Origin of the sequence: Pseudomonas sp. BSw22131, assembly GCF_026810445.1 — a bacterium.
In the GTDB taxonomy this organism is placed as follows: domain Bacteria; phylum Pseudomonadota; class Gammaproteobacteria; order Pseudomonadales; family Pseudomonadaceae; genus Aquipseudomonas; species Aquipseudomonas huanghezhanensis.
Map to the genome: position 1 here is coordinate 5,040,762 of NZ_CP113949.1, position 21,844 is coordinate 5,062,605.

At 58.7% G+C, this 21,844-nt stretch carries 17 protein-coding genes; 13 read left to right on the forward strand and 4 right to left on the reverse strand.

Going from position 1 to position 21,844, the window contains the following annotated elements; translation table 11 throughout:
* Nucleotides 1-91 precede the first annotated feature (91 nt).
* The 4 genes from speA to OYW20_RS22770 form a co-directional block, all read right to left on the reverse strand.
* Nucleotides 92-2,005 (reverse strand): arginine decarboxylase, encoded by a 1,914-nt coding sequence (speA, locus tag OYW20_RS22755; protein WP_268798143.1) that lies wholly within the window; start codon nt 2,003-2,005, stop codon nt 92-94.
* Between the two features lie 210 nt (nt 2,006-2,215).
* Nucleotides 2,216-2,587: a translation initiation factor Sui1 gene (locus OYW20_RS22760; protein ID WP_268798144.1), complete on the reverse strand. Its 372-nt coding sequence runs from the start codon at nt 2,585-2,587 to the stop codon at nt 2,216-2,218.
* Nucleotides 2,588-2,750: 163 nt separating this feature from the next.
* Nucleotides 2,751-3,296, reverse strand: a complete 546-nt coding sequence (locus OYW20_RS22765; RefSeq protein ID WP_268798145.1) for an NUDIX hydrolase — start codon at nt 3,294-3,296, stop codon at nt 2,751-2,753.
* Between the two features lie 3 nt (nt 3,297-3,299).
* Nucleotides 3,300-4,391: a DUF2333 family protein gene (locus OYW20_RS22770; protein ID WP_268798146.1), complete on the reverse strand. Its 1,092-nt coding sequence runs from the start codon at nt 4,389-4,391 to the stop codon at nt 3,300-3,302.
* Nucleotides 4,392-4,751: 360 nt separating this feature from the next.
* Here OYW20_RS22770 and OYW20_RS22775 point away from each other — a divergent pair, with 360 nt between their 5' ends.
* The 13 genes from OYW20_RS22775 to OYW20_RS22835 all read left to right on the forward strand — a co-directional run bounded on the left by OYW20_RS22775 (nt 4,752) and on the right by OYW20_RS22835 (nt 21,830).
* Complete coding sequence (locus OYW20_RS22775; protein ID WP_268798147.1) at nt 4,752-6,413, forward strand: PleD family two-component system response regulator; 1,662 nt, start codon at nt 4,752-4,754, stop codon at nt 6,411-6,413.
* Between the two features lie 123 nt (nt 6,414-6,536).
* Complete coding sequence (locus OYW20_RS22780; RefSeq protein ID WP_268798148.1) at nt 6,537-8,324, forward strand: protein-disulfide reductase DsbD; 1,788 nt, start codon at nt 6,537-6,539, stop codon at nt 8,322-8,324.
* Between the two features lie 154 nt (nt 8,325-8,478).
* Nucleotides 8,479-8,931 (forward strand): type II 3-dehydroquinate dehydratase, encoded by a 453-nt coding sequence (gene aroQ / locus OYW20_RS22785; protein ID WP_268798149.1) that lies wholly within the window; start codon nt 8,479-8,481, stop codon nt 8,929-8,931.
* A gap of 80 nt (nt 8,932-9,011) precedes the next feature.
* Nucleotides 9,012-9,461 (forward strand): acetyl-CoA carboxylase biotin carboxyl carrier protein, encoded by a 450-nt coding sequence (accB, locus tag OYW20_RS22790; RefSeq protein WP_268798150.1) that lies wholly within the window; start codon nt 9,012-9,014, stop codon nt 9,459-9,461.
* Nucleotides 9,462-9,478: 17 nt separating this feature from the next.
* A complete protein-coding gene (gene accC / locus OYW20_RS22795; RefSeq protein WP_268798151.1) occupies nt 9,479-10,828 on the forward strand; it encodes an acetyl-CoA carboxylase biotin carboxylase subunit in 1,350 nt (449 codons plus the stop codon).
* Between the two features lie 293 nt (nt 10,829-11,121).
* Nucleotides 11,122-12,000: a 50S ribosomal protein L11 methyltransferase gene (gene prmA / locus OYW20_RS22800; RefSeq protein WP_268798152.1), complete on the forward strand. Its 879-nt coding sequence runs from the start codon at nt 11,122-11,124 to the stop codon at nt 11,998-12,000.
* Nucleotides 12,001-12,057: 57 nt separating this feature from the next.
* Complete coding sequence (locus OYW20_RS22805) at nt 12,058-13,527, forward strand: DUF3426 domain-containing protein (RefSeq protein WP_268798153.1); 1,470 nt, start codon at nt 12,058-12,060, stop codon at nt 13,525-13,527.
* A gap of 271 nt (nt 13,528-13,798) precedes the next feature.
* Complete coding sequence (gene dusB, locus OYW20_RS22810; RefSeq protein ID WP_268798154.1) at nt 13,799-14,812, forward strand: tRNA dihydrouridine synthase DusB; 1,014 nt, start codon at nt 13,799-13,801, stop codon at nt 14,810-14,812.
* Entirely contained in the window at nt 14,809-15,129 is a 321-nt protein-coding gene (gene fis, locus OYW20_RS22815) for a DNA-binding transcriptional regulator Fis (RefSeq protein WP_007907419.1), read from the forward strand. Before dusB ends, fis begins: the two co-directional genes overlap by 4 nt.
* Nucleotides 15,130-15,208: 79 nt before the next feature.
* Complete coding sequence (purH, locus tag OYW20_RS22820; protein ID WP_268798155.1) at nt 15,209-16,816, forward strand: bifunctional phosphoribosylaminoimidazolecarboxamide formyltransferase/IMP cyclohydrolase; 1,608 nt, start codon at nt 15,209-15,211, stop codon at nt 16,814-16,816.
* A gap of 167 nt (nt 16,817-16,983) precedes the next feature.
* Nucleotides 16,984-18,279, forward strand: coding sequence for a phosphoribosylamine--glycine ligase (purD, locus tag OYW20_RS22825; protein WP_268798156.1), 1,296 nt, complete (start codon nt 16,984-16,986; stop codon nt 18,277-18,279).
* Nucleotides 18,280-18,371: 92 nt separating this feature from the next.
* Entirely contained in the window at nt 18,372-21,167 is a 2,796-nt protein-coding gene (locus OYW20_RS22830) for a hybrid sensor histidine kinase/response regulator (RefSeq protein WP_268798157.1), read from the forward strand.
* Nucleotides 21,168-21,233: 66 nt separating this feature from the next.
* Nucleotides 21,234-21,830: a MarC family protein gene (locus OYW20_RS22835; protein ID WP_268798158.1), complete on the forward strand. Its 597-nt coding sequence runs from the start codon at nt 21,234-21,236 to the stop codon at nt 21,828-21,830.
* The last annotated feature ends 14 nt before the right edge of the window (nt 21,831-21,844 follow it).

The following is a 21,844-nucleotide window of genomic DNA, read 5'->3' on the forward strand; positions in this document are numbered from 1 at the left end:
CAGTGAGCAGGTAAACCTACATCGCTGAAACGGTGCATCAGGGCATAAAAAAACGGGTCACAGGGACCCGTTTTCAAGACGACCTACACGGTCACGACGACAGGTAAGAAGACCGCGTCAGCCCCAGACGCAAAGCGTCGAGGAACTGGGTGCGCTCACGCGGGCTGATCTTGGCGCTGGCGACCTTGTCCCGGTAATGGGTCATCAGTTCTTCCGGCGACAAATGCACGTAACGCAGCATGTCTTCAATTGTGTCGTGGGTTTCGATGCCGGCGGAGTAAACGCTGCCATCCGGGTTCTGGTAGATGTTCACCGAGTCGGTATCACCGAACAGGTTGTGCATGTCGCCCAGGATTTCTTGATACGCGCCGACCAGGAACACGCCCAGCAGGTAGTCCTCGCCCTCGTTCAGTGCGTGCACCGGCAGACTGGTTTCGATGCTCTGCTCGTCGACGTATTGATTGATCTTGCCGTCGGAGTCACAAGTCAGGTCTTGCAGCACGGCGCGACGCAACGGCTCCTCATCCAGACGATGCAGCGGAATGATCGGCAACACCTGATCGATGGCCCAGGTATCCGGCAGGCTCTGGAACACAGAGAAGTTGCAGATGTACTTGTCGGCCAGTTTGTCGTTGAGCTCGTCGAGCACTTGGCGATGGGAGCGTTGACGCGCCTTCAGCGAATTGTGCAGGCGACGGCAAACGGCGAAATAGCACTGCTCGCCCAAGGCTTTCTCGGCCAGGGTCAGCTTGCCGTCCGAGTACTGCGTGGCGATGTCGCTCATGTAGTGCGTGGCGCGCCAGTAGGTTTCGGTGACCATTTCGATGTCGGTCGGGCCCAGCAGGTCAATTAGCCACTGCAGGGTTTCAGGCAGGCTTTCCTTGTCGGTAATTTCCGGAACTTCGTCGTTGTGACGCTCGACGTCTGTCACCTGGATCACCAGCATGGCGTGGTGCGCGGTCAGCGAGCGGCCGCTTTCAGAGAAGATGTGCGGGTGCGGCAAACCTTGAGCATCGCAGAACTCTTTGAGCATGCCGACCACGACACCGGCGTAATCGTCCATGTCGTAGTTGATCGAGCTGGCGTTGCGCGAGTGCGTACCGTCGTAGTCAACGCCCAGACCGCCACCGACGTCGATGTGATCAACCGGTAAGCCAAGGTTGCGCAGCTCGCCGTAGTAACGAATCGCTTCCTTGAAGCCGTGCTGGTAGTCGGCCAGGTTGGCGATCTGCGAGCCCATGTGAAAGTGCAGCAGACGGATGCCCTGATCGAGCCCTGCCTTGCGGAAACGCTCGACCACCGACAGCAGCTGAGCCGCGGACAGGCCGAACTTTGACTTCTCGCCCCCGGTATCCGCCCACTTGCTGGACGCAAGCGATGACAAGCGTACGCGCAGACCGATTTGCGGCGCGACCTTGAGCTCGGCGGCTTCTTCGATCACCAGCTCAACTTCGGATTCTTTCTCGATCACGATGAAGACGTTGTGACCCAGCTTCTGCCCCATCAGCGCCAGCCGGATGAACTCACGGTCCTTGTAGCCGTTGCAGACGATGGTTCCGCCCTTTGGAGCGAGCGCCAGCACGGCCATCAGCTCAGGTTTGGAACCCGCCTCCAGACCGATGGAAACGTTTTGCGTGGCAATGATGTTCTCGACCACGGCCTCTTGCTGGTTGACCTTGATCGGGTAGAGCGCGGTGTACTGGCTCTTGTAATCCAGGCGCGCAATGTTTTCGTCGAAGGCGCCAGTCAGTTGGCGAACACGGTCCTGCAGAATGTCTGGAAAACGCACGAGCAGCGGCAGAGACAAACCACTTTTACGCAGCTGATCGACCTGTTCATAAAGATCGATGGGTGAACTTGACGGCCCGTTAGGGCGGACTTCAACGCGGCCGGCTTCGTTGATTGCAAAATACCCGGCTCCCCAGTGGCGAATCCCATAGACACTGCGGCTGTCCGCCACGGTCCATTGGCTGCCATCGTCTTTGCGTGTGCGTCGTACGGACATCGAAGTCCCCTATATAAAGTCATAAAGCACGAGCCTCAGACGGCTGCGCGCAGTGTATAGAGCGGAAATGACGGTTTGGCGCCGGCTCACTGTGAGTGGTAGACCCGCTGTGCGAGCCAGAGTTTGAAACCACCCATTAAAACCGACGGTTTGAAAAAGGCATGTGAAACCGATCATTGAAACCCAAAGTGCGGTCAGAGGAATGAGATCTCATCCGCCCGATTTTTTCGCCTTGAAACCCAGTTTCACCAGTTCGGCCAGCAAGGTCTCGACATGATCGCCCTGAATCTCGATCACACCCTCCTTGAGCGCGCCACCGGTGCCACATCGCCGCTTGAGCGTGGTGGCCAGCTCTTTGAGAGCCTCTTCGGCCAGCGGCACACCGGTTACAGTGGTCACGGTCTTGCCGCCACGGCCTTTGCTTTCGCGGCGCACTCGGGCGATGCCATCTCCGGCGGGGATCAAGGTGCTTTTGCAGGTGCAGGCGTCGACGGGCTGACGGCATTCAGGACAGTGACGTCCCGCGTCGGTTGAAAATACCAGGCCACCAAGGGCGGCGAAGGAAGCGGCTTTTTTGGCCAAGGGCAATCCTCTTCTTGAGGACCAAAGATTGGCCGACGGGCGTCGACCGCGAAGCCCCACTCAGGCAGGGGCAGCGCAACTGGTCCTTGTAAACGGACCAGCCTGAAAGGTCGCGCAGTGTAACGGCAAAAACCGTTGCTGCTAAGGGTCAATATGCGCCAATTTACGCCTCATTCGCGACGTGTCCGAGGTAGCGCTTCAACGCGGCGAGGGAGTCCGGGCAATAAGGCTTTTCAAGGGTTTCGCGCAGCACTTCATCAACCGCGATAAAGCGCGCTTCCAGCACCTCTTCGGGCTGCAGCTTCAATGGCCCATCCCAGACGGCCGAGAAGACAGCACACCACAGCCTGTTATCGGGCAGGTCAAAGAAGAATTGCTCGTGTCCGGTCAGCTCAACACCGCCCACACCCAGTTCCTCTTCAAGCTCGCGCGCGGCGGACTCGGCGTAGTTCTCGTCTGCCTGCACCATCCCGCCTGCGGCAACATCCCAGTAGCCCGGATAAATCGCCTTGCTAAGCGTGCGGCGATGAACGCACAACTCGCCAGCGGAATTGAACAGCAGGATATAAGTGCCACGCCCGATAAGGCCGCGCTCGCGTAGCTCGGCTCGGGGCATCGAGCCCAGCAGTTGATCGTTGCGATCGACCCATGCGATCTGCTCGGCATCGGAGGCGGCGCGGTGCGCGGCCTCCTGCTTGGAAACGGCCATCTGTCAGCCTTGCGACAACAGTTGACGCAGATCGATGACCGCTGCGTTGGCGCGCGACAGGTAATTAGCCATGACCAGCGAGTGGTTAGCCAACACACCAAACGGGCTGCCGTTGAGAATCATCGGGCTCCACATCGGCTCTTGCGACGCTTCAAGCTCGCGAATGATCTGACGCACGCTCACGGTCGCGTTCTTCTTCGCCAGCACGTCAGCAAAATCGACCTCGATGGCTCGCAGCAAATGGGACAGCGCCCATGCCTGACCACGCGCTTCGTAGAAGACGTTGTCGATCTGCATCCACGGTGTTTCAACGATCTCTTCGTCGACCTGCGGCACTTCACCCGGTCTGACGGTCACGGTGGACTGCGCCTCGGTCTTCAGGGTGCTGTTGAGTTTGACCCGGCCTACGCTGGCAGACAGACGCTGAGACAATGAACCCAGACGGGTACCGACGTCGCCCAGCCAGTTGTTCAGGTTGTCGGCGCGGGTGTAGAACAGCGCGCCCTTCTGGTTCGGATCCGACAACCGTGCCTGATAGCGGCTCAGTGCCGTAATGCCGTCGCGATACTGCGATTCGCTCGATGGCAGAATCCAGCTTTTGTTATCGAAGTTGAACAGCGGCTCGGCACGGGCCAGATCGCCATCCTCAGCGGATTGTGACTGCGAACGGGCAAAATCCTTGCGCAGTGCACGGCTTAGGTCACGCACTTGCACCAACACGCCGTATTCCCAGCTCGGAATGTTGTCCAGCCACAGGCCAGGCGGGAAACGGTCGTTGGAGAGATAGCCGCCGCGTTTGTCGAGCAACGTACCGGCCACGGTCTTGAGGGTTTCGACGGTGGTGTAACCAATCACCATCTGCTTGCCTTCGCGCTCGGCGGCAGCCTGGGCCTGCTGCTGAACCGGGAACAATGGCGGCTCGCTGCTCCACCACCAACCGAGGACAATGGTCACGATCAGATAAATACCGACCAGAACCCCAAGCGCCTTGCTGAACAGCAGGCCACCCAGGTAACCGCGGCTCCTCGCCGTCGATGTCGACGAGGTGTCAACACGTGCATCCGCGCTGCCCGCGCGTTTCTTCCAATCCAGCATGGCCTTGTCCTTTCAATCGCAGAATTCAGTGCTTCTGACCGCAACCTTACAGCAAGGTGCGTTTCGCAGGAACGCGACAACGGGTCCATTTACGTAACCGGCAATTCAACCGACGCCATGACGCCGAAGCGGTATCCGTGCCGATAACCGGGCTTAGGGCTGGCCCCGATGCACCTTCGCATCATCGACATCAATTTTTTGGCAAACATGGCGCGCGCCTTGCTGGACTTGTTGGAAACTGGAAGCGAAAAACCGCTAAAAAATGATGAATAAGTCCCCTGCGGTGCACAAGTGCATGGGAAGTAGTGCTAGCATAGCGCCATCATTTATATCGGGGTTTCCCCTATAAGTAGCCAGGACATGACCGAGCAAGAAGATCCGAGCCGCGACCGCCTGAAGCACCACTTCGCGCAGCGTGTCATTCATCAAGCCCGCCAGATACTTGAGGTATGGCAGCGCTTGCAGCAAAGCGAGTGGTCAGCGGCGGACATGGTCGAGCTCACTGAGGCCAATACGCGTCTTTTGCGTTTTGCCGAGCGGTTCGAACAGGCCGAGCATGCACAACTGGCGCGCAGCATTCAGCACTCGCTTGAAGAGGTTGAGGCCAATCGCGGCCGTCTGAGCAGCGCACTTATCACTGACCTCAATCGGTTGATGCAACGGCTGTCACGCACAGGCCTGCGTCATGGTGATCGTCTTGAACAGATTGCCCTGCCGCCGCTGAGAAAGCCCATCTACGTGATGCTTCAGGATAACGAGCGTAGCGAGCGCCTGGCCAAGCAACTGGAGTTTTTCGGTCTGGGGGCACAATCGCTCGGCAACACCCAGGCGTTTCATTCGCAACTTGCCCAGCGCCTTCCTGCCGCCGTTGTCATGGATGTGGATTTCGAAGGCCCGGGGCATGGCCTCAAGCTGGCCATGCAAATGCAGGAAGGCCTTGAGCAAAAACTGCCGCTGCTTTTTTTCAGCCATCAGGAAACTGACACGCCCACTCGCCTCGCTGCCGTGCGTGCGGGGGGCGAGGAGTTTTTGACCGGTACGCTGGAAGCGTCCAGCCTGCTGGAGAAAATCGAAGTCCTGACACGTGTCGCGCAATACGAGCCCTATAAAGTGCTGATCATCGACGACTCGCGCGCGCAAGCCACGCACACCGAGCGTTTGCTAAACAGCGCAGGCATCGTCACGCGTACCTTGTTCGACCCGATTCAAACCATGGCGGAGCTGGCGGATTTTCAGCCGGATCTGATCATCCTCGACATGTATATGCCGGGTTGCACGGGCACCGAGCTTGCAAAAGTGATCCGCCACAACGATCGCTACGTCAGTGTGCCGATCATTTATCTGTCGGCAGAGGACGATCTGGACAAGCAACTGGATGCGATGAGCGAAGGTGGCGATGATTTTCTGACCAAGCCGATAAAGCCTCGTCACTTGATCACTACCGTGCGCAATCGAGCCGCCAGGGCACGTAATCTCAAGGCGCGGATGGTTCGCGACAGCCTGACGGGGCTTTACAACCACACGCACATTCTTCAACTGCTCGAAGATTGCAGCTTTCGAGCACGCCGCGAAAACAAGCCAGTCAGCTTTGCCATGCTGGACATCGATCACTTCAAAAGGGTCAACGATAGCCACGGCCATCCCATGGGCGACCGGGTGATCAAAAGCCTGTCGTTGTTTCTCAAGCAACGCCTGCGAAAAAGCGACTACATAGGGCGTTACGGTGGCGAGGAGTTTGCAGTAGTCATGCCGGACACAGATATCGAGGCGGCCTTTACTGTGCTGGACGAAATCCGTCGCCGCTTTGCCGAGATTCATTACCCGGCGCAACCTGTAGATCTGTTCTGTACGTTTAGTGCGGGCGTGGTTGAGCTTGGCCCGAACGACGATGCCTTGATGCTCGCCTCTCACGCCGATAATGCGCTGTACCGCGCCAAGCATGCCGGCCGCAATCAGGTGCATGCGCAACGCGATGAAGCGTGCGCCCCGGCGAAATCACTCAGGGCTCATACGGTGTTGTAACGCCGGTTTTCAGGCGAAGTGTCGAAATGGGCCCCGATCCGAAACAACCGCTGACAACCGTGCCTCCTGCATGCTCGGAAACACTCCGCTATCATGCGCGAACTTTCGAGATGCGAGACCGCCATGCGCCGCCTGCTTTGTTTGCTGTTGTTGATCCTTGCCTTGCCCGCGACGGGGGCCAGCCTGCTGGACAGTCGCCCCAACGCAACGCTGGGCGGATCGACGGTCGACAACAGCAAGGAGTTCTTGCCGGTCCGTCAGGCCTTTCAGTTGAACCTGATCGACACCACGCCTGAGTCGATCAAGCTGCGATTCGTTGCCACCGAAGGCTATTACCTCTATCGCCACCGCTTTCAATTTCGTACCGAGCCAGCGGACATCGGCCTGGGAGCTGCGCAGTTACCTGAGGGTGAGAAGAAGCACGACGAGTATTTCGGGGACGTCGAGGTCTACCACGGCATTCTCGATATTGATCTGCCGCGCAAACCGGGCGACAACCGCGCATTCACGCTGGTCGTGACGTATCAGGGCTGCGCCGACAAAGGTTTGTGCTACCCGCCCGAAACCGAGCGCCTGAATATAGAAGGCGCTGCATCTTCCGTTACACCCACAACCTCGCCAGCCCCGGCGCCTGCGTCTTTCACCTGGAAAGAGCTGGCGTTGTTTTTTCTCGCGGGCATCGGCCTGACATTCACCCCTTGTGTGTTGCCCATGCTGCCAATCCTCTCCGGCGTGGTGCTGCGTGGTCAGGTTGGCGGCCTTCGCGGCTTCTCCTTGTCACTCGCCTATGTGCTGCCGATGGCAGTCTGTTTCGCGGTGCTCGGCGCTTTGATGGGTATGTTCGGCGCTAGCCTCAATTTGCAGGCGCGCCTGCAATCAGCCTGGGTATTGGTGCCGTTTGCGCTGTTCTTTGTGGTGTTCGCAGTCGCCATGTTCGGGTTGTTCGAGCTGCGCCTGCCACAAGCAATCAGCAATCGTCTGGACCGCATCGCCGGCAACGCCCAAGGCGGATCGTTATGGGGTGCGGCGGTATTGGGCGTAGTCTCCAGCCTGCTGGTTTCGCCTTGCGTGTCGGCACCGCTGGCGGGGGCTTTGCTGTACATCAGCGCAAGCGGCGACGCCATCGGTGGCTCACTCAAACTGTTCGCACTCGGATTGGGTATGGGCGCCCCGCTGGTTCTGGTTGCAACCGGCGGCGCGGCCTGGCTTCCGAAAAGCGGCCCTTGGCTGGTAACCGTCAAAAACGCCATCGGCGTGTTGCTGCTGGGGTTGGCGATCGGCCTGCTCAGCCGGGTGATTCCAGGCCCTGTCACGCTGCTATTGATCGGGCTACTGTCGGCTGGCGTGGCGATTTTCCTCGGCTCGCTGGAGTTCACGGCAAAAACCCCACGCCAGCGCCTGGCGCAACTGTCCGGCCTGTTTTTAATGGTTTACGCGCTGGCCTGCTGGTACGGCGCGCTCAGCGGACAAGGCGACCCGTTGCAACCGCTAGGTCGCGCTCAAGCAACGTTGACTGCAAACACCTCCGCCGTTGCCACACCTTCGCAGTGGCAAACCGTCAGCACGGCGGCGCAACTCGATAACGCACTCAACGATGCAAAGAACGCGGGCCAGCCCCTGTTGCTCGACTTTTACGCGGACTGGTGCATCAGCTGCAAAGTCATCGAGCATGAAGTGCTGCCCGATCCGCAGATCGTCGCTCAGCTTAAGGGCTACCGGCTCATTCGCTTCGATATGACCGACAGCAACGACGAACAACGGGCAAAGCTTGATCACTACAAGCTGTTTGGCCCTCCTGCACTGCTGTTCTTCGGAAAAGACGGGAACGAGCTGACAAATGTGCGTGTCGTCGGCGAAATCGACGTGGAAGGGTTCGCAGAGCGGCTAAATAGAGCTAATGACCAAATTTAGCACCCTAGTCACAAATTTTTCGCGAACATCGGTCATCGTGCTGGCTATTGCGTGCAACTGGACAGCCGATTGCAGTTTCCGGCATAGTCGCAGCGCACTGAATGCCAGAGGCTGACATCCGGGCACGCGATAGGCTCAAAACAAGGAACAAACGATGGCGACTTTTCTGGTTCTTCATGGACCTAACCTGAACCTGCTGGGCACCCGGGAACCCGGGATCTACGGCGCGATCACGTTGGCCCAGATCAATCAGGACCTGGAGCAGCGCGCGCGGGATGCGGGCCACCATCTGATGTACCTGCAAAGCAACGCCGAGTACGAGTTGATCGACCGTATCCACGCAGCACGCGATGAAGGCGTGGATTTCATTCTGATCAATCCGGCGGCTTTTACGCACACCAGCGTTGCAATACGTGACGCGCTGCTGGGAGTGAGCATCCCATTCATCGAAGTGCACCTGTCCAACGTGCACAAACGCGAACCTTTCCGCCATCACTCCTACTTTTCAGATGTTGCTGTAGGCGTGATCTGCGGCCTTGGCGCCAGCGGATACCGACTGGCCCTGGAGGCCGCCCTGGAACAATTGGCCATAAGTTCGAAGGCATGACCGGTAAAGCCCGACGCTGAACCGCACAGCCCGAACCGGCTGCCAAATACCCCTGACCGACCCCTGGGAGTTGATGATTGATGGATATCCGTAAAGTCAAAAAACTGATCGAACTGCTGGAAGAGTCCGGCATCGATGAACTGGAAATCCGTGAAGGCGAAGAGTCCGTTCGGATCAGCCGTCACAGCAAAACCCCCGCACAACAGTATTACGCACCTGCCCCGATGGCCGCTCCGGTTGCCGCCCCTGCACCGGTTGCTGCCGCCGCTGAAGCACCGTCCGCTCCGAAACTCAACGGCACTGTCGTCAAGTCGCCGATGGTCGGTACGTTCTACCGCACCCCGGCTCCGACTTCGCCTGCATTCGTTGAAGTTGGCCAGACCGTCAAGAAAGGCGACACCATTTGCATCGTTGAAGCGATGAAAATGATGAACCACATCGAAGCGGAGGTCAGCGGCGTGATCGAATCCATCCTGGTAGAAAACGGTCAGCCGGTTGAGTATGACCAGCCGCTGTTCACCATCGTTTGAACCGGGGAGAGCCTGCGATGTTGGAAAAAGTCCTGATCGCCAACCGCGGCGAGATTGCGTTGCGCATCCTGCGTGCCTGTAAAGAACTGGGCATCAAGACCGTCGCGGTCCATTCCACGGCTGACCGCGAGTTGATGCACCTGGGTCTGGCAGATGAAACCGTCTGTATCGGCCCGGCACCTGCCAATCTGTCCTACCTGAACATTCCGGCGATCATCTCGGCTGCCGAGTTGACCGGTGCCACGGCTATTCACCCAGGCTATGGTTTCCTGGCTGAAAACGCCGACTTCGCCGAGCAGGTCGAGAAATCCGGTTTTGCTTTCATCGGCCCGAAAGCTGACACCATCCGCCTCATGGGCGACAAGGTGTCTGCCAAGGACGCGATGAAACGCGCCAACGTGCCGACCGTTCCGGGTTCTGACGGCCCACTGCCGGAAGACGAAGAAACCGCGTTGCGCATCGGCCGTGAAGTCGGCTATCCGGTGATCATCAAGGCCGCTGGTGGCGGTGGTGGTCGCGGCATGCGCGTCGTGCACAAGGAAGAAGACCTGATCGAAGCGGCCAAGCAGACCCGCGCTGAAGCGGCTGCCTGGTTCAGCAACCCGATGGTCTATCTGGAAAAATACCTGACCGACCCGCGTCACGTGGAAGTTCAGGTTATTTCTGATGGCCAGGGTCAGGCGATTCATCTGGGCGACCGCGATTGCTCGCTGCAACGTCGTCATCAGAAGGTTCTGGAAGAAGCACCGGCACCGTTCATCGACGAACAAGCCCGCAAGGATGTGTTCGCAGCGTGCGTCAAAGCATGCGTGGATATCGGCTATCGCGGTGCTGGCACTTTCGAGTTCCTGTACGAGAATGGCCGCTTCTACTTCATTGAGATGAACACCCGCGTTCAGGTTGAGCATCCGGTTTCGGAAATGGTCACCGGCATCGACATCGTCAAGGAGATGCTGAGCATCGCCGCTGGCAACAAGCTGTCGTTCACTCAGGATGACGTGGTCATTCACGGTCACTCGCTGGAATGTCGGATCAACGCTGAAGACCCGAAAACCTTCATGCCGAGCCCGGGCAAGGTCAAGCATTTCCACGCACCAGGCGGCAACGGCGTTCGCGTCGATTCGCACCTGTACAGCGGTTATTCAGTTCCGCCGAACTACGATTCGTTGATCGGCAAACTGATCACCTGGGGCAAGGATCGCGACGAAGCCATGGCCCGTATGCGCAATGCACTGGATGAAATCGTGGTAGACGGGATCAAGACCAATATCCCGCTGCACCGTGATCTGACTCGCGATGCAGAATTCTGCAAAGGCGGCGTCAACATCCACTACCTGGAACATAAACTGGCTGACGAGAAACACTGATTCAGCCGTTGATGTTGCAGAACGACAAAGCCGCTTTCGAGCGGCTTTGTCGTTTGTGGGCCTCCCCCGTCGAACTGTAGGAGCGTACGAGCAACGCGAGGCCGCGATCGGCTGCAAAGCAGTCGTAGAAATATCGGACTCCCCATTTTTGCCAGCGCTGCGCACTGGATCGCGGGCAAGCGCGCACCTACAGGTCAAGCGGGCGCTTTGTTGTTCTTCACGAAACCCGTAAACTTGCCGGTCTTTCGCGGCCTTGCGCCGCCAATCCATTTTCAATTCGAAGGTAATCCGCCATGCCTTGGCTGCAAGTCCGTCTCGCCATCAGCCCAGAACAAGCCGAAACCTACGAAGACGCATTTCTTGAAGTTGGCGCCGTGTCCGTGACCTTCATGGACGCTGAAGATCAACCCATCTTCGAACCCGAACTCAACACCACGCCGCTGTGGTCGCACACACACTTGCTCGCCCTGTTCGAAGCGGACGCCGACGCCGACCAGGTGCTCGCTCACCTGAAGCTGCTGACCGGCGCAGAGCTGCCTGAACACATGCATGAAGTGATCGAAGATCAGGACTGGGAGCGCAGCTGGATGGATGGCTTCCAGCCGATGCGCTTCGGTCAGCGCCTGTGGATTGTGCCGAGCTGGCACGCAGCGCCGGAGCCGGACGCGGTCAACCTGCTGCTTGATCCGGGCCTGGCATTTGGCACTGGCACGCACCCGACTACAGCGCTGTGCCTGGAGTGGCTGGACGGACAGGATCTCAAGGACTGCAACGTGCTGGATTTCGGTTGCGGCTCAGGGATTCTGGCGATTGCCGCCCTGTTGCTCGGCGCCAAAGAGGCCGTCGGTACCGACATCGATGTCCAGGCCCTGGAAGCTTCGCGCGATAACGCCGGTCGCAACAACATCGCGGCCGAGAGTTTTCCGCTGTACCTTCCTCAAGACTTGCCGAACCAGCCAGCCGATGTGCTGGTGGCGAACATTTTGGCCGGCCCTCTGGTGTCGCTTGCACCGCAACTTGCAAGCCTGGTGAAACAGGGCGGTCGTCTGGCGCTGTCAGGCATTCTCTCAGAACAGGGTGATGAGGTAGCCGCCGCCTATGCCGAGACCTTCGTGCTCGATCCGATCGCCAATCGCGACGGCTGGGTCCGCATTACAGGGCGTCGCCGTTAATGGCCCACAGCGTAGTCAATAACCATAAGGCGCTAGCGTGAACCCCCGGATACCCGCATGACCGACAGTTTCGTTACCCAGTGTCCGCACTGCCAGACCAGTTTTCGTGTCAGCCACGCCCAATTGAGCGTGGCTCGCGGCGTGGTGCGTTGCGGCTCATGCCTCCAGGTGTTCAACGCGGCGAAACAACTATTGGAACAACGGGCATCCGATACTCAAACACCTGCACCTTCGACACCCACTGTTGAAACCGCACCGCCTGCCGCACTGCCCGCAACACTTCCAGTGCTGGCAGAAGCACAGCCCGCGCACCCGACCCAGGCACCCGCACTTCCAGACGTCATCGTGCCGCCCACCGCGCTGGTTACTCAACCCGCGCCACGGCAACTGGACGTCGATAGCCTTGACCTGGATGATCTGGATGTCGAGCTGGCGCGACTGGAGCAGCGAGAGATCCAGTTGCCTGAATCGTTTGGGCGGGCGGGCAACCGGCGCGACGTCGATCACGTCGAGTCCATGAGTGCACATCGCGGCGATCCCGCGCACGAGGACTGGAACGAAGACCTGGCCAACGATGACGTCGATCATCTCCCGCAGTTGCATGCCAAAGTTATCGACCCGCGCGAAGACGATGCACGACTCGACACACCGTTCGAATCCGACGACGCTGACCTGCATACGCGTGATGATCACCGCACTGAACCTTCCTTCTCCTCCAGGCTAGACGACCTGGACGACGAGCCCGCGAACCCGCGTCCGTTCTTGGACCGAGAGCTGGACGATGAACACAACATCAACCCCGGCCACAGTTTTGGTCACGCCCGCGACACCGACGAGGCATTCGAGCGCAAGGGGGAACGCCGCGAACGCTTCTCCGCGCTGGAAGGTGACGATGCGCATCGTGAGCATCAGGACGATGATGATCTCGCCCGGCGGACCAAGCGCAGTCGCAGTCGCAACCGCAATGAGCCCGGCCTGCGTGACGAGGCCCTGCTCGACCTGATGGACGATCCCCTGCAACTGGACTGGCAAAAGCCCAAGCCGCGCTGGGGCCGTCGAATGCTGTGGTTACTGTTGGTGCTGGTTGCCTTGGGCGCCCTCGCCGGCCAGTACGTCTGGTATCACTTCGAGGAACTTGCCCGCCAGGATCAGTACCGCCCTATCCTCCAGGAACTCTGCCCTCAACTGGGTTGCAAGGTGCCGTCCAAGGTCGACATCAAGCTGCTCAAAAGCAGCAATCTGGTGGTGCGCAGTCATCCTGAGTTTCAGGGCGCGCTGGTGGTGGATGCGATTATTTACAACCGCGCCTCGTTTTCTCAACCGTTCCCGTTGCTGGAATTGCGTTTCGCTGACACGGGCGGTCAGCTCATCGCCAGCCGTAGCTTCAAACCGGCCGAGTACCTGAGCGGTGAACTGGCCGGCAAGGAAGAAATGCCGCCGCAAACGCCTATTCATATCGCGCTCGACATCCTCGATCCAGGTACGAAAGCGGTGAATTACAGCTTGAGTTTTCGCTCGCCAGAGTGACGGTAAAACCTGAAAAGGCACAGTGGCGCGCACTGCAATGCAGCACGCCATTGACGAAAACGCGGCGGCAGGTTCATGACAATGCGCGGCACAACCAAACTGTTTGTGATAAGCCGTCAACTGTTCAGATTTTATCCAATTCAGCCTTTATCCAGTCATCGAGAGCGGGTATCATGCCCACCCTTTTTCATACTCTGGGTCCCGTCTGAATTGCTGTTGAAGCATATTTTGGACCAGGCCCCGTGATTCGGCCCCACAACAGGCACACCCTATGTCGGCGGTACGCATCGGCCCATATACATTGCAAAACGGCTTGATCCTCGCCCCGATGGCAGGAGTCACAGACCAGCCATTCCGCCAGCTTTGCCGCCGACTCGGCGCAGGCCTGGTGGTTTCGGAAATGGTCACCAGTGACATGAGCCTGTGGAACAGCCGCAAGTCGCGGCTGCGCATGATCCACGAAGGTGATCCCGAGCCGCGCTCGGTGCAGATCGCCGGTGGGGATCCGCAAATGCTCGCAGACGCGGCACGCGCAAACGTTGAGTTTGGCGCACAGATTATCGACATCAACATGGGCTGCCCGGCAAAGAAGGTCTGCAACAAGGCCGCGGGCTCTGCGTTGTTGAAGGATGAACAGTTAGTGACCGAAATCCTGCAGGCCGTCGTTGGCGCAGTCGATGTGCCGGTCACGCTGAAGATTCGCACCGGCTGGGACAGGGCGAACAAAAACGGTCTCACGGTCGCGAAAATCGCCGAGCAAGCCGGAATCACGGCGCTGGCGGTCCATGGCCGGACACGTGCAGATCTCTACACCGGTGAAGCGGAGTACGACACGATTGCTGCCATCAAACAGGCAGTGTCGATTCCTGTATTTGCCAATGGCGATATCGATTCACCCGAAAAGGCGCGGTACGTGCTGCAGGCAACCGGTGCCGATGGACTGTTGATTGGTCGGGCCGCCCAAGGGCGACCGTGGATTTTTCGTGAGATAGAACACTACCTGCGCACCGGGGAAAAACTCCCTGCGCCGCAGCTCAGTGAAGTGGAACGCATTCTGCTAGAGCATCTGGCCGCGCTTCATACTTTCTATGGTGACGTGCTGGGCGTGCGCATTGCGCGCAAGCATGTCGGCTGGTATCTCGCAACCTTGCCGGGCGCCAAGGAGTTTCGTGCCCAGTTCAATCGTTTGGAAGAGACGGAAGCACAGTGCGCCAACGTTCGGGAATTCTTTCTTGAACGAGAAAAAAGCCCTGATGCAGGGCACGAACAAGAGGTGGCCGCATGACGATGATGACAGAGACTTTAGTGAGTGGAACGACACCTGTGAGCGACAACGTCAATTTGAAACAGCACCTCAATACGCCGAGCGAAGAGGGTCAAACCTTGCGCGGCAGCGTTGAGAAGGCGCTGCATAATTATTTCGCTCACCTTGAAGGTGCCGCCGTCACTGACGTCTACAACCTGGTGCTGTCGGAAGTCGAAGCCCCGCTGCTCGAGTGCGTGATGAACTACGTCAAGGGCAACCAGACCAAGGCCTCCGAGCTGCTCGGGCTGAACCGCGGCACCCTGCGCAAGAAACTCAAGCAGTACGACCTGCTGTAAGCATTTAAAACAGAAAAGCGACCTCACTTCATTGCGGTCGTTTTTTTTGCTGACCCTTTTGCTTTTGATGGAAGTTGAGATGACCGACCAGACTACCCGCCTGCCGATCCGCCGCGCGTTGATCAGCGTTTCCGACAAGACCGGGATCCTTGAATTTGCACGCGAACTCGAAGCCATGGGCGTCGAAATCCTCTCTACGGGTGGCACGTTCAAACTGCTCAAGGACAACGGCGTTGCTGCGGTAGAAGTGGCGGATTACACCGGTTTTGCGGAAATGATGGACGGCCGGGTCAAGACCCTGCACCCCAAGATCCACGGCGGAATCCTTGGCCGTCGTGGCATCGACGACGCCATCATGAGCGAGCACGGCATCAAGCCGATTGATCTGGTTGCGGTCAATCTCTACCCTTTCGAAGCCACCGTTTCCAAGCCCGGTTGCGACCTGCCGACCGCCATTGAAAACATCGACATTGGCGGGCCGACCATGGTCCGCTCCGCCGCGAAAAACCACAAAGATGTGGCCATCGTGGTCAACGCTGGCGACTACACCAAAGTGTTGGAAAGCCTAAAGGCAGGCGGCCTGACCTACGCTCAGCGTTTCGACCTGATGCTCAAGGCGTTCGAGCACACCGCAGCCTACGACGGCATGATCGCCAACTATCTGGGCAGCGTTGACCAAACCGTCGACACCCTGAGCACCGAAGGCCGCAGCGAGTTTCCGCGCACCTTCAACAGCCAGTTCATCAAGACGCAGGAAATGCGCTACGGCGAGAACCCGCACCAGAGCGCGGCGTTCTACGTTGAAGCCAAGCCAGCGGAAATCGGTATCGCCACCGCCACTCAGTTGCAGGGCAAAGAGCTGTCATTCAACAACGTGGCCGATACCGACGCCGCCCTTGAATGCGTAAAAAGCTTCGTCAAGCCAGCCTGCGTCATTGTCAAGCACGCCAACCCTTGCGGCGTGGCCGTTGCCCTGGATGCCGAAGGCGGCATTCGTCAGGCTTACGAACTGGCTTACGCCACCGACAGTGAGTCGGCCTTTGGCGGGATCATTGCCTTCAACCGTGAACTGGACGTTGAGACGGCCAAAGCCATCGTCGAGCGTCAGTTCGTTGAAGTCATCATTGCGCCGAGCGTGAGCGCCGACGCTCAGGCTGTCATCGCCAGCAAAGCAAACGTGCGCCTGTTGATTACCGGCCAATGGGCTGCAGAACGTGGTGCGGCGTGGGACTACAAACGCGTCAACGGCGGACTGTTGGTACAGAGCCGCGATATCGGCATGATCACCGCCGATGACTTGAAAGTCGTGACTCAGCGCGCACCCAGCGAGCAGGAAATTCACGACCTGATCTTCGCCTGGAAAGTCGCCAAATACGTCAAATCCAACGCCATCGTCTACGCCAGGAATCGTCAGACCATCGGTGTCGGCGCAGGCCAGATGAGCCGGGTCAACTCGGCGCGCATAGCAGCAATCAAGGCAGAGCACGCAGGTTTGCAGGTGCAGGGCGCGGTTATGGCGTCAGACGCTTTCTTCCCGTTCCGTGACGGCATCGACAACGCTGCCAAGGTAGGGATTACCGCAGTCATCCAGCCAGGCGGCTCGATGCGTGACAGCGAAGTGATTGCAGCGGCAGATGAAGCCGGCATCGCGATGGTGTTCACAGGTATGCGCCATTTCCGGCACTGAATGCAGCTATAAGTCTCAAGCTGTAAGCGGCAAGAAAAAGCAGACGGGTGTCGCACTTTCTTGCCACTGCAGCTTTAAAAATTCAAAGCCGTGAGCCGCAGTTGAAAGCCGCACGATCCGCTTTTACTTGCTGCTTGTAGCTTACAGCTTCTCCGAAGGAGTCTGATTTGAACGTATTGATCATTGGCAGCGGCGGCCGTGAACACGCTCTGGCGTGGAAGGTTGCACAGGACCCACGCGTACAGAAGGTGTTTGTTGCGCCCGGCAACGCTGGCTCGGCCACGGAAGCGAAGTGTGAAAACGTTGATATCGACGTGCTGGCACTGGAGCAACTGGCTGACTTCGCCGAAAAGAACGTTTCCCTCACTATCGTTGGCCCGGAAGTGCCGTTGGTGGCTGGCGTGGTTGATCTGTTCCGCGCTCGTGGCCTGGACTGCTTCGGTCCAACCGCCGCCGCCGCGCAGCTCGAAGGTTCCAAAGCCTTCACCAAGGATTTCCTCGCCCGGCACAAGATTCCGACTGCCGATTACCAGAACTTCACCGAGATCGAGCCTGCACTGGCTTACCTGCGCGACAAAGGCGCACCGATCGTGATCAAGGCTGACGGTCTGGCAGCGGGCAAAGGCGTGATCGTCGCCATGACATTGTCTGAGGCCGAAGACGCGGTCCGCGACATGCTCGCGGGCAATGCATTCGGTGATGCCGGTTCTCGCGTAGTGATCGAGGAATTTCTCGACGGCGAAGAAGCCAGTTTCATCGTCATGGTCGACGGCAAGAATGTGCTGCCAATGGCGACCAGCCAGGACCACAAGCGCGTTGGCGACGGCGACAGCGGCCCGAATACTGGCGGCATGGGGGCTTACTCCCCGGCTCCGGTGGTGACTGCCGAAGTCCATCAGCGGGTCATGGATCTGGTGATATGGCCGACCGTCCGGGGTATGGCTGAGGAAGGCAACATTTATACCGGCTTCCTCTATGCTGGTCTCATGATCGACAAGGCCGGGAACCCGAAGGTTATTGAATTCAACTGCCGCTTTGGCGATCCTGAAACCCAGCCAGTCATGCTGCGTCTGCAGTCGAGCCTGGTTTTGTTGATCGAAGCTGCGCTCGCGCAGGCGCTGGACAAAGTGGAGGCACAATGGGACCCGCGTCCGAGCCTGGGCATCGTGCTTGCAGCGGGCGGCTACCCTGGGGATTACGCCAAGGGCGCGGTGATTGGCGGGCTGGATGCAGCGGCCGCCTTGCCCGGTAAAGTGTTCCACGCAGGCACCTCTCTCAAGGACGGTCAGGTCGTGACCTCGGGTGGTCGCGTGTTGTGCGCCACCGCATTGGGCGACAGCGTCAGCGATGCGCAAAAACAGGCGTATGCACTGGCTTCGAAGATTGAATGGGAAGGTTGTTTCTACCGCACCGACATTGGCTATCGCGCCATTGCCCGTGAAACCGGCGAAAACCTGGGGTAAACCTGAGTCAGGCTGGTTTTTGCGGTCCAGACCAGCCTGAACATCCAGTGCCGCCCAGAGTTAAATAGCCTCATTCATGAAGGGATTTCGCCGTGCGCTGGCTCAGGATTGCCACAGGATTGATCGTCACACTGCTGACTTTGCTCTGCACGCCCATGGCGAGCGCCGAAGTCAGTGCAGGATGGTCGACGCTCGTCGACGATCAGGCAAACCTTCAGCTCAGTGACGTTCGCTCATCCCATTATGAAACCCAGTTCAGCCCCGTCGAACTCGATAAGGTGCGAGCGGCTGGCCGCGATGCGGCGCTGTGGCTGCACTATCAGCTACAGCCTGCCGGCCACGAACAGCTGTTGCGTATCTTTGCGCCGGACCTGGCCACCGTTGACATGTATGTGCTCGACGGCCAAAACCTCATCGATCACTCGCGCACCGGCAACGATATCCCTCGCACTGATCAACCCTTGCCCTCGGTTGATTTCCTGCTGCCGATACCGCAAAGCGAACGCCCGCTCGATATTTTTCTAAGGCTCAAATCCGAGCAGGAACTGCGCCCCAACATCACGCTGCAATCCGCCATTTCAGCCGCAGCCGACGAACGTCAGCCGCTGGTGCTCGGCCTGTTCTTCGGTGCGCTGGCGATGTTGATCCTGCAAAACCTCATCCGTTTTGCACAAGTTCGTTCGATCAGCAGCCTGTGGCTCGCCGCCTGTGAGGCGTTTCTGGGCTTGAGCGCGATGCTGTTGCTCAACCTCCAGGCACCCTGGCTTATCCGCTGGCACCTGGCACAAACACCGAGCGCGCACATCGCACTGTTGATAGCGGCGGCAACAGGGCTGCTGTTCGCTCATTGCTTCTTCGTGCAGCGCGGCGTCGAAACGCTGAACCGCTTGCTCATGGCCGTGCTACTGATCGTAGGGTTCGGCGGATTGCTGGTGTTGTTCGTCGACACGCTGCCGCTCAACGTCCTGACCTTTTTGCTGGTCGCCAGCACCGTGCTGACCATCACGCTGGTGTCCATCTACCACCTGCAAAAAGGCTACGCGCCGGCACGCCCGTTCGTGATCTCGATGATCGTTTTCAACCTCGGTTGTCTGGTGGTCCTCCCTGCGCTGCTTTGGCTGACGAGCATCCCCGCGCAACCGCTGATTATCGGTCTGCTGGGGATCTTCTGTATGTGCGGGCTGCTGATGAGCGTCGCCCTGAGCGAACGTCATCGCAGCATCACCGAAGACAATTTCAGCATCAGTCGTGAACTTGCAGCGAGCACTGCCGAGATCAACGCGAAGGCCGAGTTCCTGGCAAAAATCAGTCATGAAATCCGTACCCCCATGAACGGCGTACTGGGCATGACCGAGTTGCTGCTGGGAACGCCCCTGTCGGTCAAACAGCGCGACTACGTGCAGACCATCCACAGCGCCGGCAATGAGCTACTGACGCTGATCAACGAAATTCTCGACATCTCCAAGCTGGAGTCCGGGCAGATCGAACTCGACGATGTGCAGTTCGACTTGAACGCAATGATCGAAGACTGCCTCAGTATTTTCCGCGCCAAGGCCGAACAGCAGAGCGTGGAACTGATCAGCTTCATCCAGCCGCAGGTGCCGCGAGTCATCAGCGGTGACCCCACTCGCTTGCGCCAGACGCTGCTGAGCCTGTTGGAAAACGCTCTCAGGAAGACCGACGAAGGCGAGATCCTGCTAGTGGTTGCGCTGGACTCCCGCGGCGGCAAACCGCGCCTGCGCATCGCCGTGCAAGACAGCGGCACGCCCCTGACCGGCAAAGAACGTGATGCCTTACTGCACGCTGAACTGCACAGCAAGAACTTCCTGGCAGCGAGTAAAGTCGGCGGCCACCTTGGGCTGGTGATCGCGCGGCAACTGATCCTGTTGATGAACGGGGAATTCGGTATTCAGAACGGCAGTAATCAGGGCAGCACGTTGTGGCTGAGCCTGCCGCTGGACCCGGACCGCCTTGAGCAACCAACCGCAGACCTTGACGGGCCGCTCCAGGGCGCACGGGTGCTGGTGGTCGATGACAACGACACATGCCGCAAAGTGCTGGTGCAGCAATGCAGCGCCTGGGGTTTAAATGTCAGTGCCGTGCCGTCCGGCAAAGAAGCGCTGGCATTGCTGCGGACCAAAGCGCATCTGCGCGATTATTTCGACATCGTCCTGCTCGACCAGAACATGCCCGGCATGACCGGCATGCAGCTCGCAGCGAAGATCAAGGAAGACCCGAGCCTCAATCACGACATCCTCCTGATCATGCTGACCGGGATCAGCAATGCGCCGAGCAAAGTCATTGCACGCAACGCCGGCATCAAGCGCATCCTCGCCAAGCCAGTGGCCGGCTACACACTCAAGACAACGCTCGCAGACGAACTGAATCAGCGCAACAAGGGGCAGGCGCCCTACCTGCCTATGCCGCTCATTAATTCGGAAATCGATGTACCCAGCGATTTCCGCATTCTGGTAGCAGAAGACAACAGCATCTCCACCAAGGTGATTCGCGGGATGCTGGGCAAACTCAATCTTCAGCCAGACACCGCCAGCAACGGCGAGGAAGCGCTGCGGGCCATGAAAGCGCAACGTTACGATCTGGTGCTGATGGATTGCGAAATGCCGATTCTCGACGGGTTCTCGGCTACCCAGCAACTGCGCGCATGGGAGGTTGGTAACCAGCGGGTGCGAACGCCGGTGGTGGCATTGACCGCGCACATTCTGACCGAGCACAAGGACCGCGCCCGTCAATCGGGCATGGACGGTCACATGGCCAAACCTGTCGAACTTTCTCAGCTGCGTGAGCTGGTCGAACACTGGGTTGAGCAGCGAGCGATCAGTCAGGCCAACGCCGAAGCGGCTGATCGGGATCGTTACCAGCAAAACTGACAGGTCAACGGCTGGCATCGCCTGATAGACTCCGCGACGTCCTTAATTGCCGCGCAGGCTCAAACCATGCTCCACGTGTTGTTCAGCGTTTATTTGAAGATGCTGGTGCTGTATAGCCCGTTTTTCGTGCTGTCGTGCTTCATCAGCCTGACGCGTGGTTACTCACGCAAAGAACGCCGTCACCTGGCCTGGAAGGTGGCGCTCGCCACACTGATCTCCAGTGTTTTGCTGTATCTGTTCGGCCGGGTGATTTTCAGTGTGTTCGGCATTACTGCCGACGCCTTTCGAATCGGCGCCGGCAGCGTGCTGTTCATCTCTGCGTTGGGAATGGCCCAAGGCAAGTCCGGCATACAAACCGATAACGTCCAGCAGGACGTGACCATCGTGCCGCTGACCATCCCGCTGACCGTCGGCCCCGGAACCATCGGTGCGCTATTGGTGATGGGCGTCAGCCAACCCCATTGGGACGACAAGCTCACCGCGATAGTGAGCATTGCGCTCGCCAGCCTGACTGTCGGCGTGGTGCTCTACCTGTCCAACAGCATCGAGCGCATTCTGGGCGACCAGGGACTGCAGATCGTCAGCCGCCTGATGGGATTATTCGTATGTGCGCTTGCTGCGCAGATAATTTTCACCGGGATCAAGGGCTATCTGGTGCCGTGAGCGGCCAAGACGCT

Bases quoted from the DNA above. Each gene is read 5' to 3' on its own strand.
- speA (WP_268798143.1), bottom strand. From the start codon at position 2,005: ATGTCCGTACGACGCACACGCAAAGACGATGGCAGCCAATGGACCGTG.
- OYW20_RS22765 (WP_268798145.1), bottom strand. From the start codon at position 3,296: ATGGCCGTTTCCAAGCAGGAGGCCGCGCACCGCGCCGCCTCCGATGCC.
- OYW20_RS22770 (WP_268798146.1), bottom strand. From the start codon at position 4,391: ATGCTGGATTGGAAGAAACGCGCGGGCAGCGCGGATGCACGTGTTGAC.
- OYW20_RS22775 (WP_268798147.1), top strand. From the start codon at position 4,752: ATGACCGAGCAAGAAGATCCGAGCCGCGACCGCCTGAAGCACCACTTC.
- OYW20_RS22780 (WP_268798148.1), top strand. From the start codon at position 6,537: ATGCGCCGCCTGCTTTGTTTGCTGTTGTTGATCCTTGCCTTGCCCGCG.
- aroQ (WP_268798149.1), top strand. From the start codon at position 8,479: ATGGCGACTTTTCTGGTTCTTCATGGACCTAACCTGAACCTGCTGGGC.
- accB (WP_268798150.1), top strand. From the start codon at position 9,012: ATGGATATCCGTAAAGTCAAAAAACTGATCGAACTGCTGGAAGAGTCC.
- accC (WP_268798151.1), top strand. From the start codon at position 9,479: ATGTTGGAAAAAGTCCTGATCGCCAACCGCGGCGAGATTGCGTTGCGC.
- prmA (WP_268798152.1), top strand. From the start codon at position 11,122: ATGCCTTGGCTGCAAGTCCGTCTCGCCATCAGCCCAGAACAAGCCGAA.
- OYW20_RS22805 (WP_268798153.1), top strand. From the start codon at position 12,058: ATGACCGACAGTTTCGTTACCCAGTGTCCGCACTGCCAGACCAGTTTT.
- dusB (WP_268798154.1), top strand. From the start codon at position 13,799: ATGTCGGCGGTACGCATCGGCCCATATACATTGCAAAACGGCTTGATC.
- fis (WP_007907419.1), top strand. From the start codon at position 14,809: ATGACGATGATGACAGAGACTTTAGTGAGTGGAACGACACCTGTGAGC.
- purH (WP_268798155.1), top strand. From the start codon at position 15,209: ATGACCGACCAGACTACCCGCCTGCCGATCCGCCGCGCGTTGATCAGC.
- OYW20_RS22835 (WP_268798158.1), top strand. From the start codon at position 21,234: ATGCTCCACGTGTTGTTCAGCGTTTATTTGAAGATGCTGGTGCTGTAT.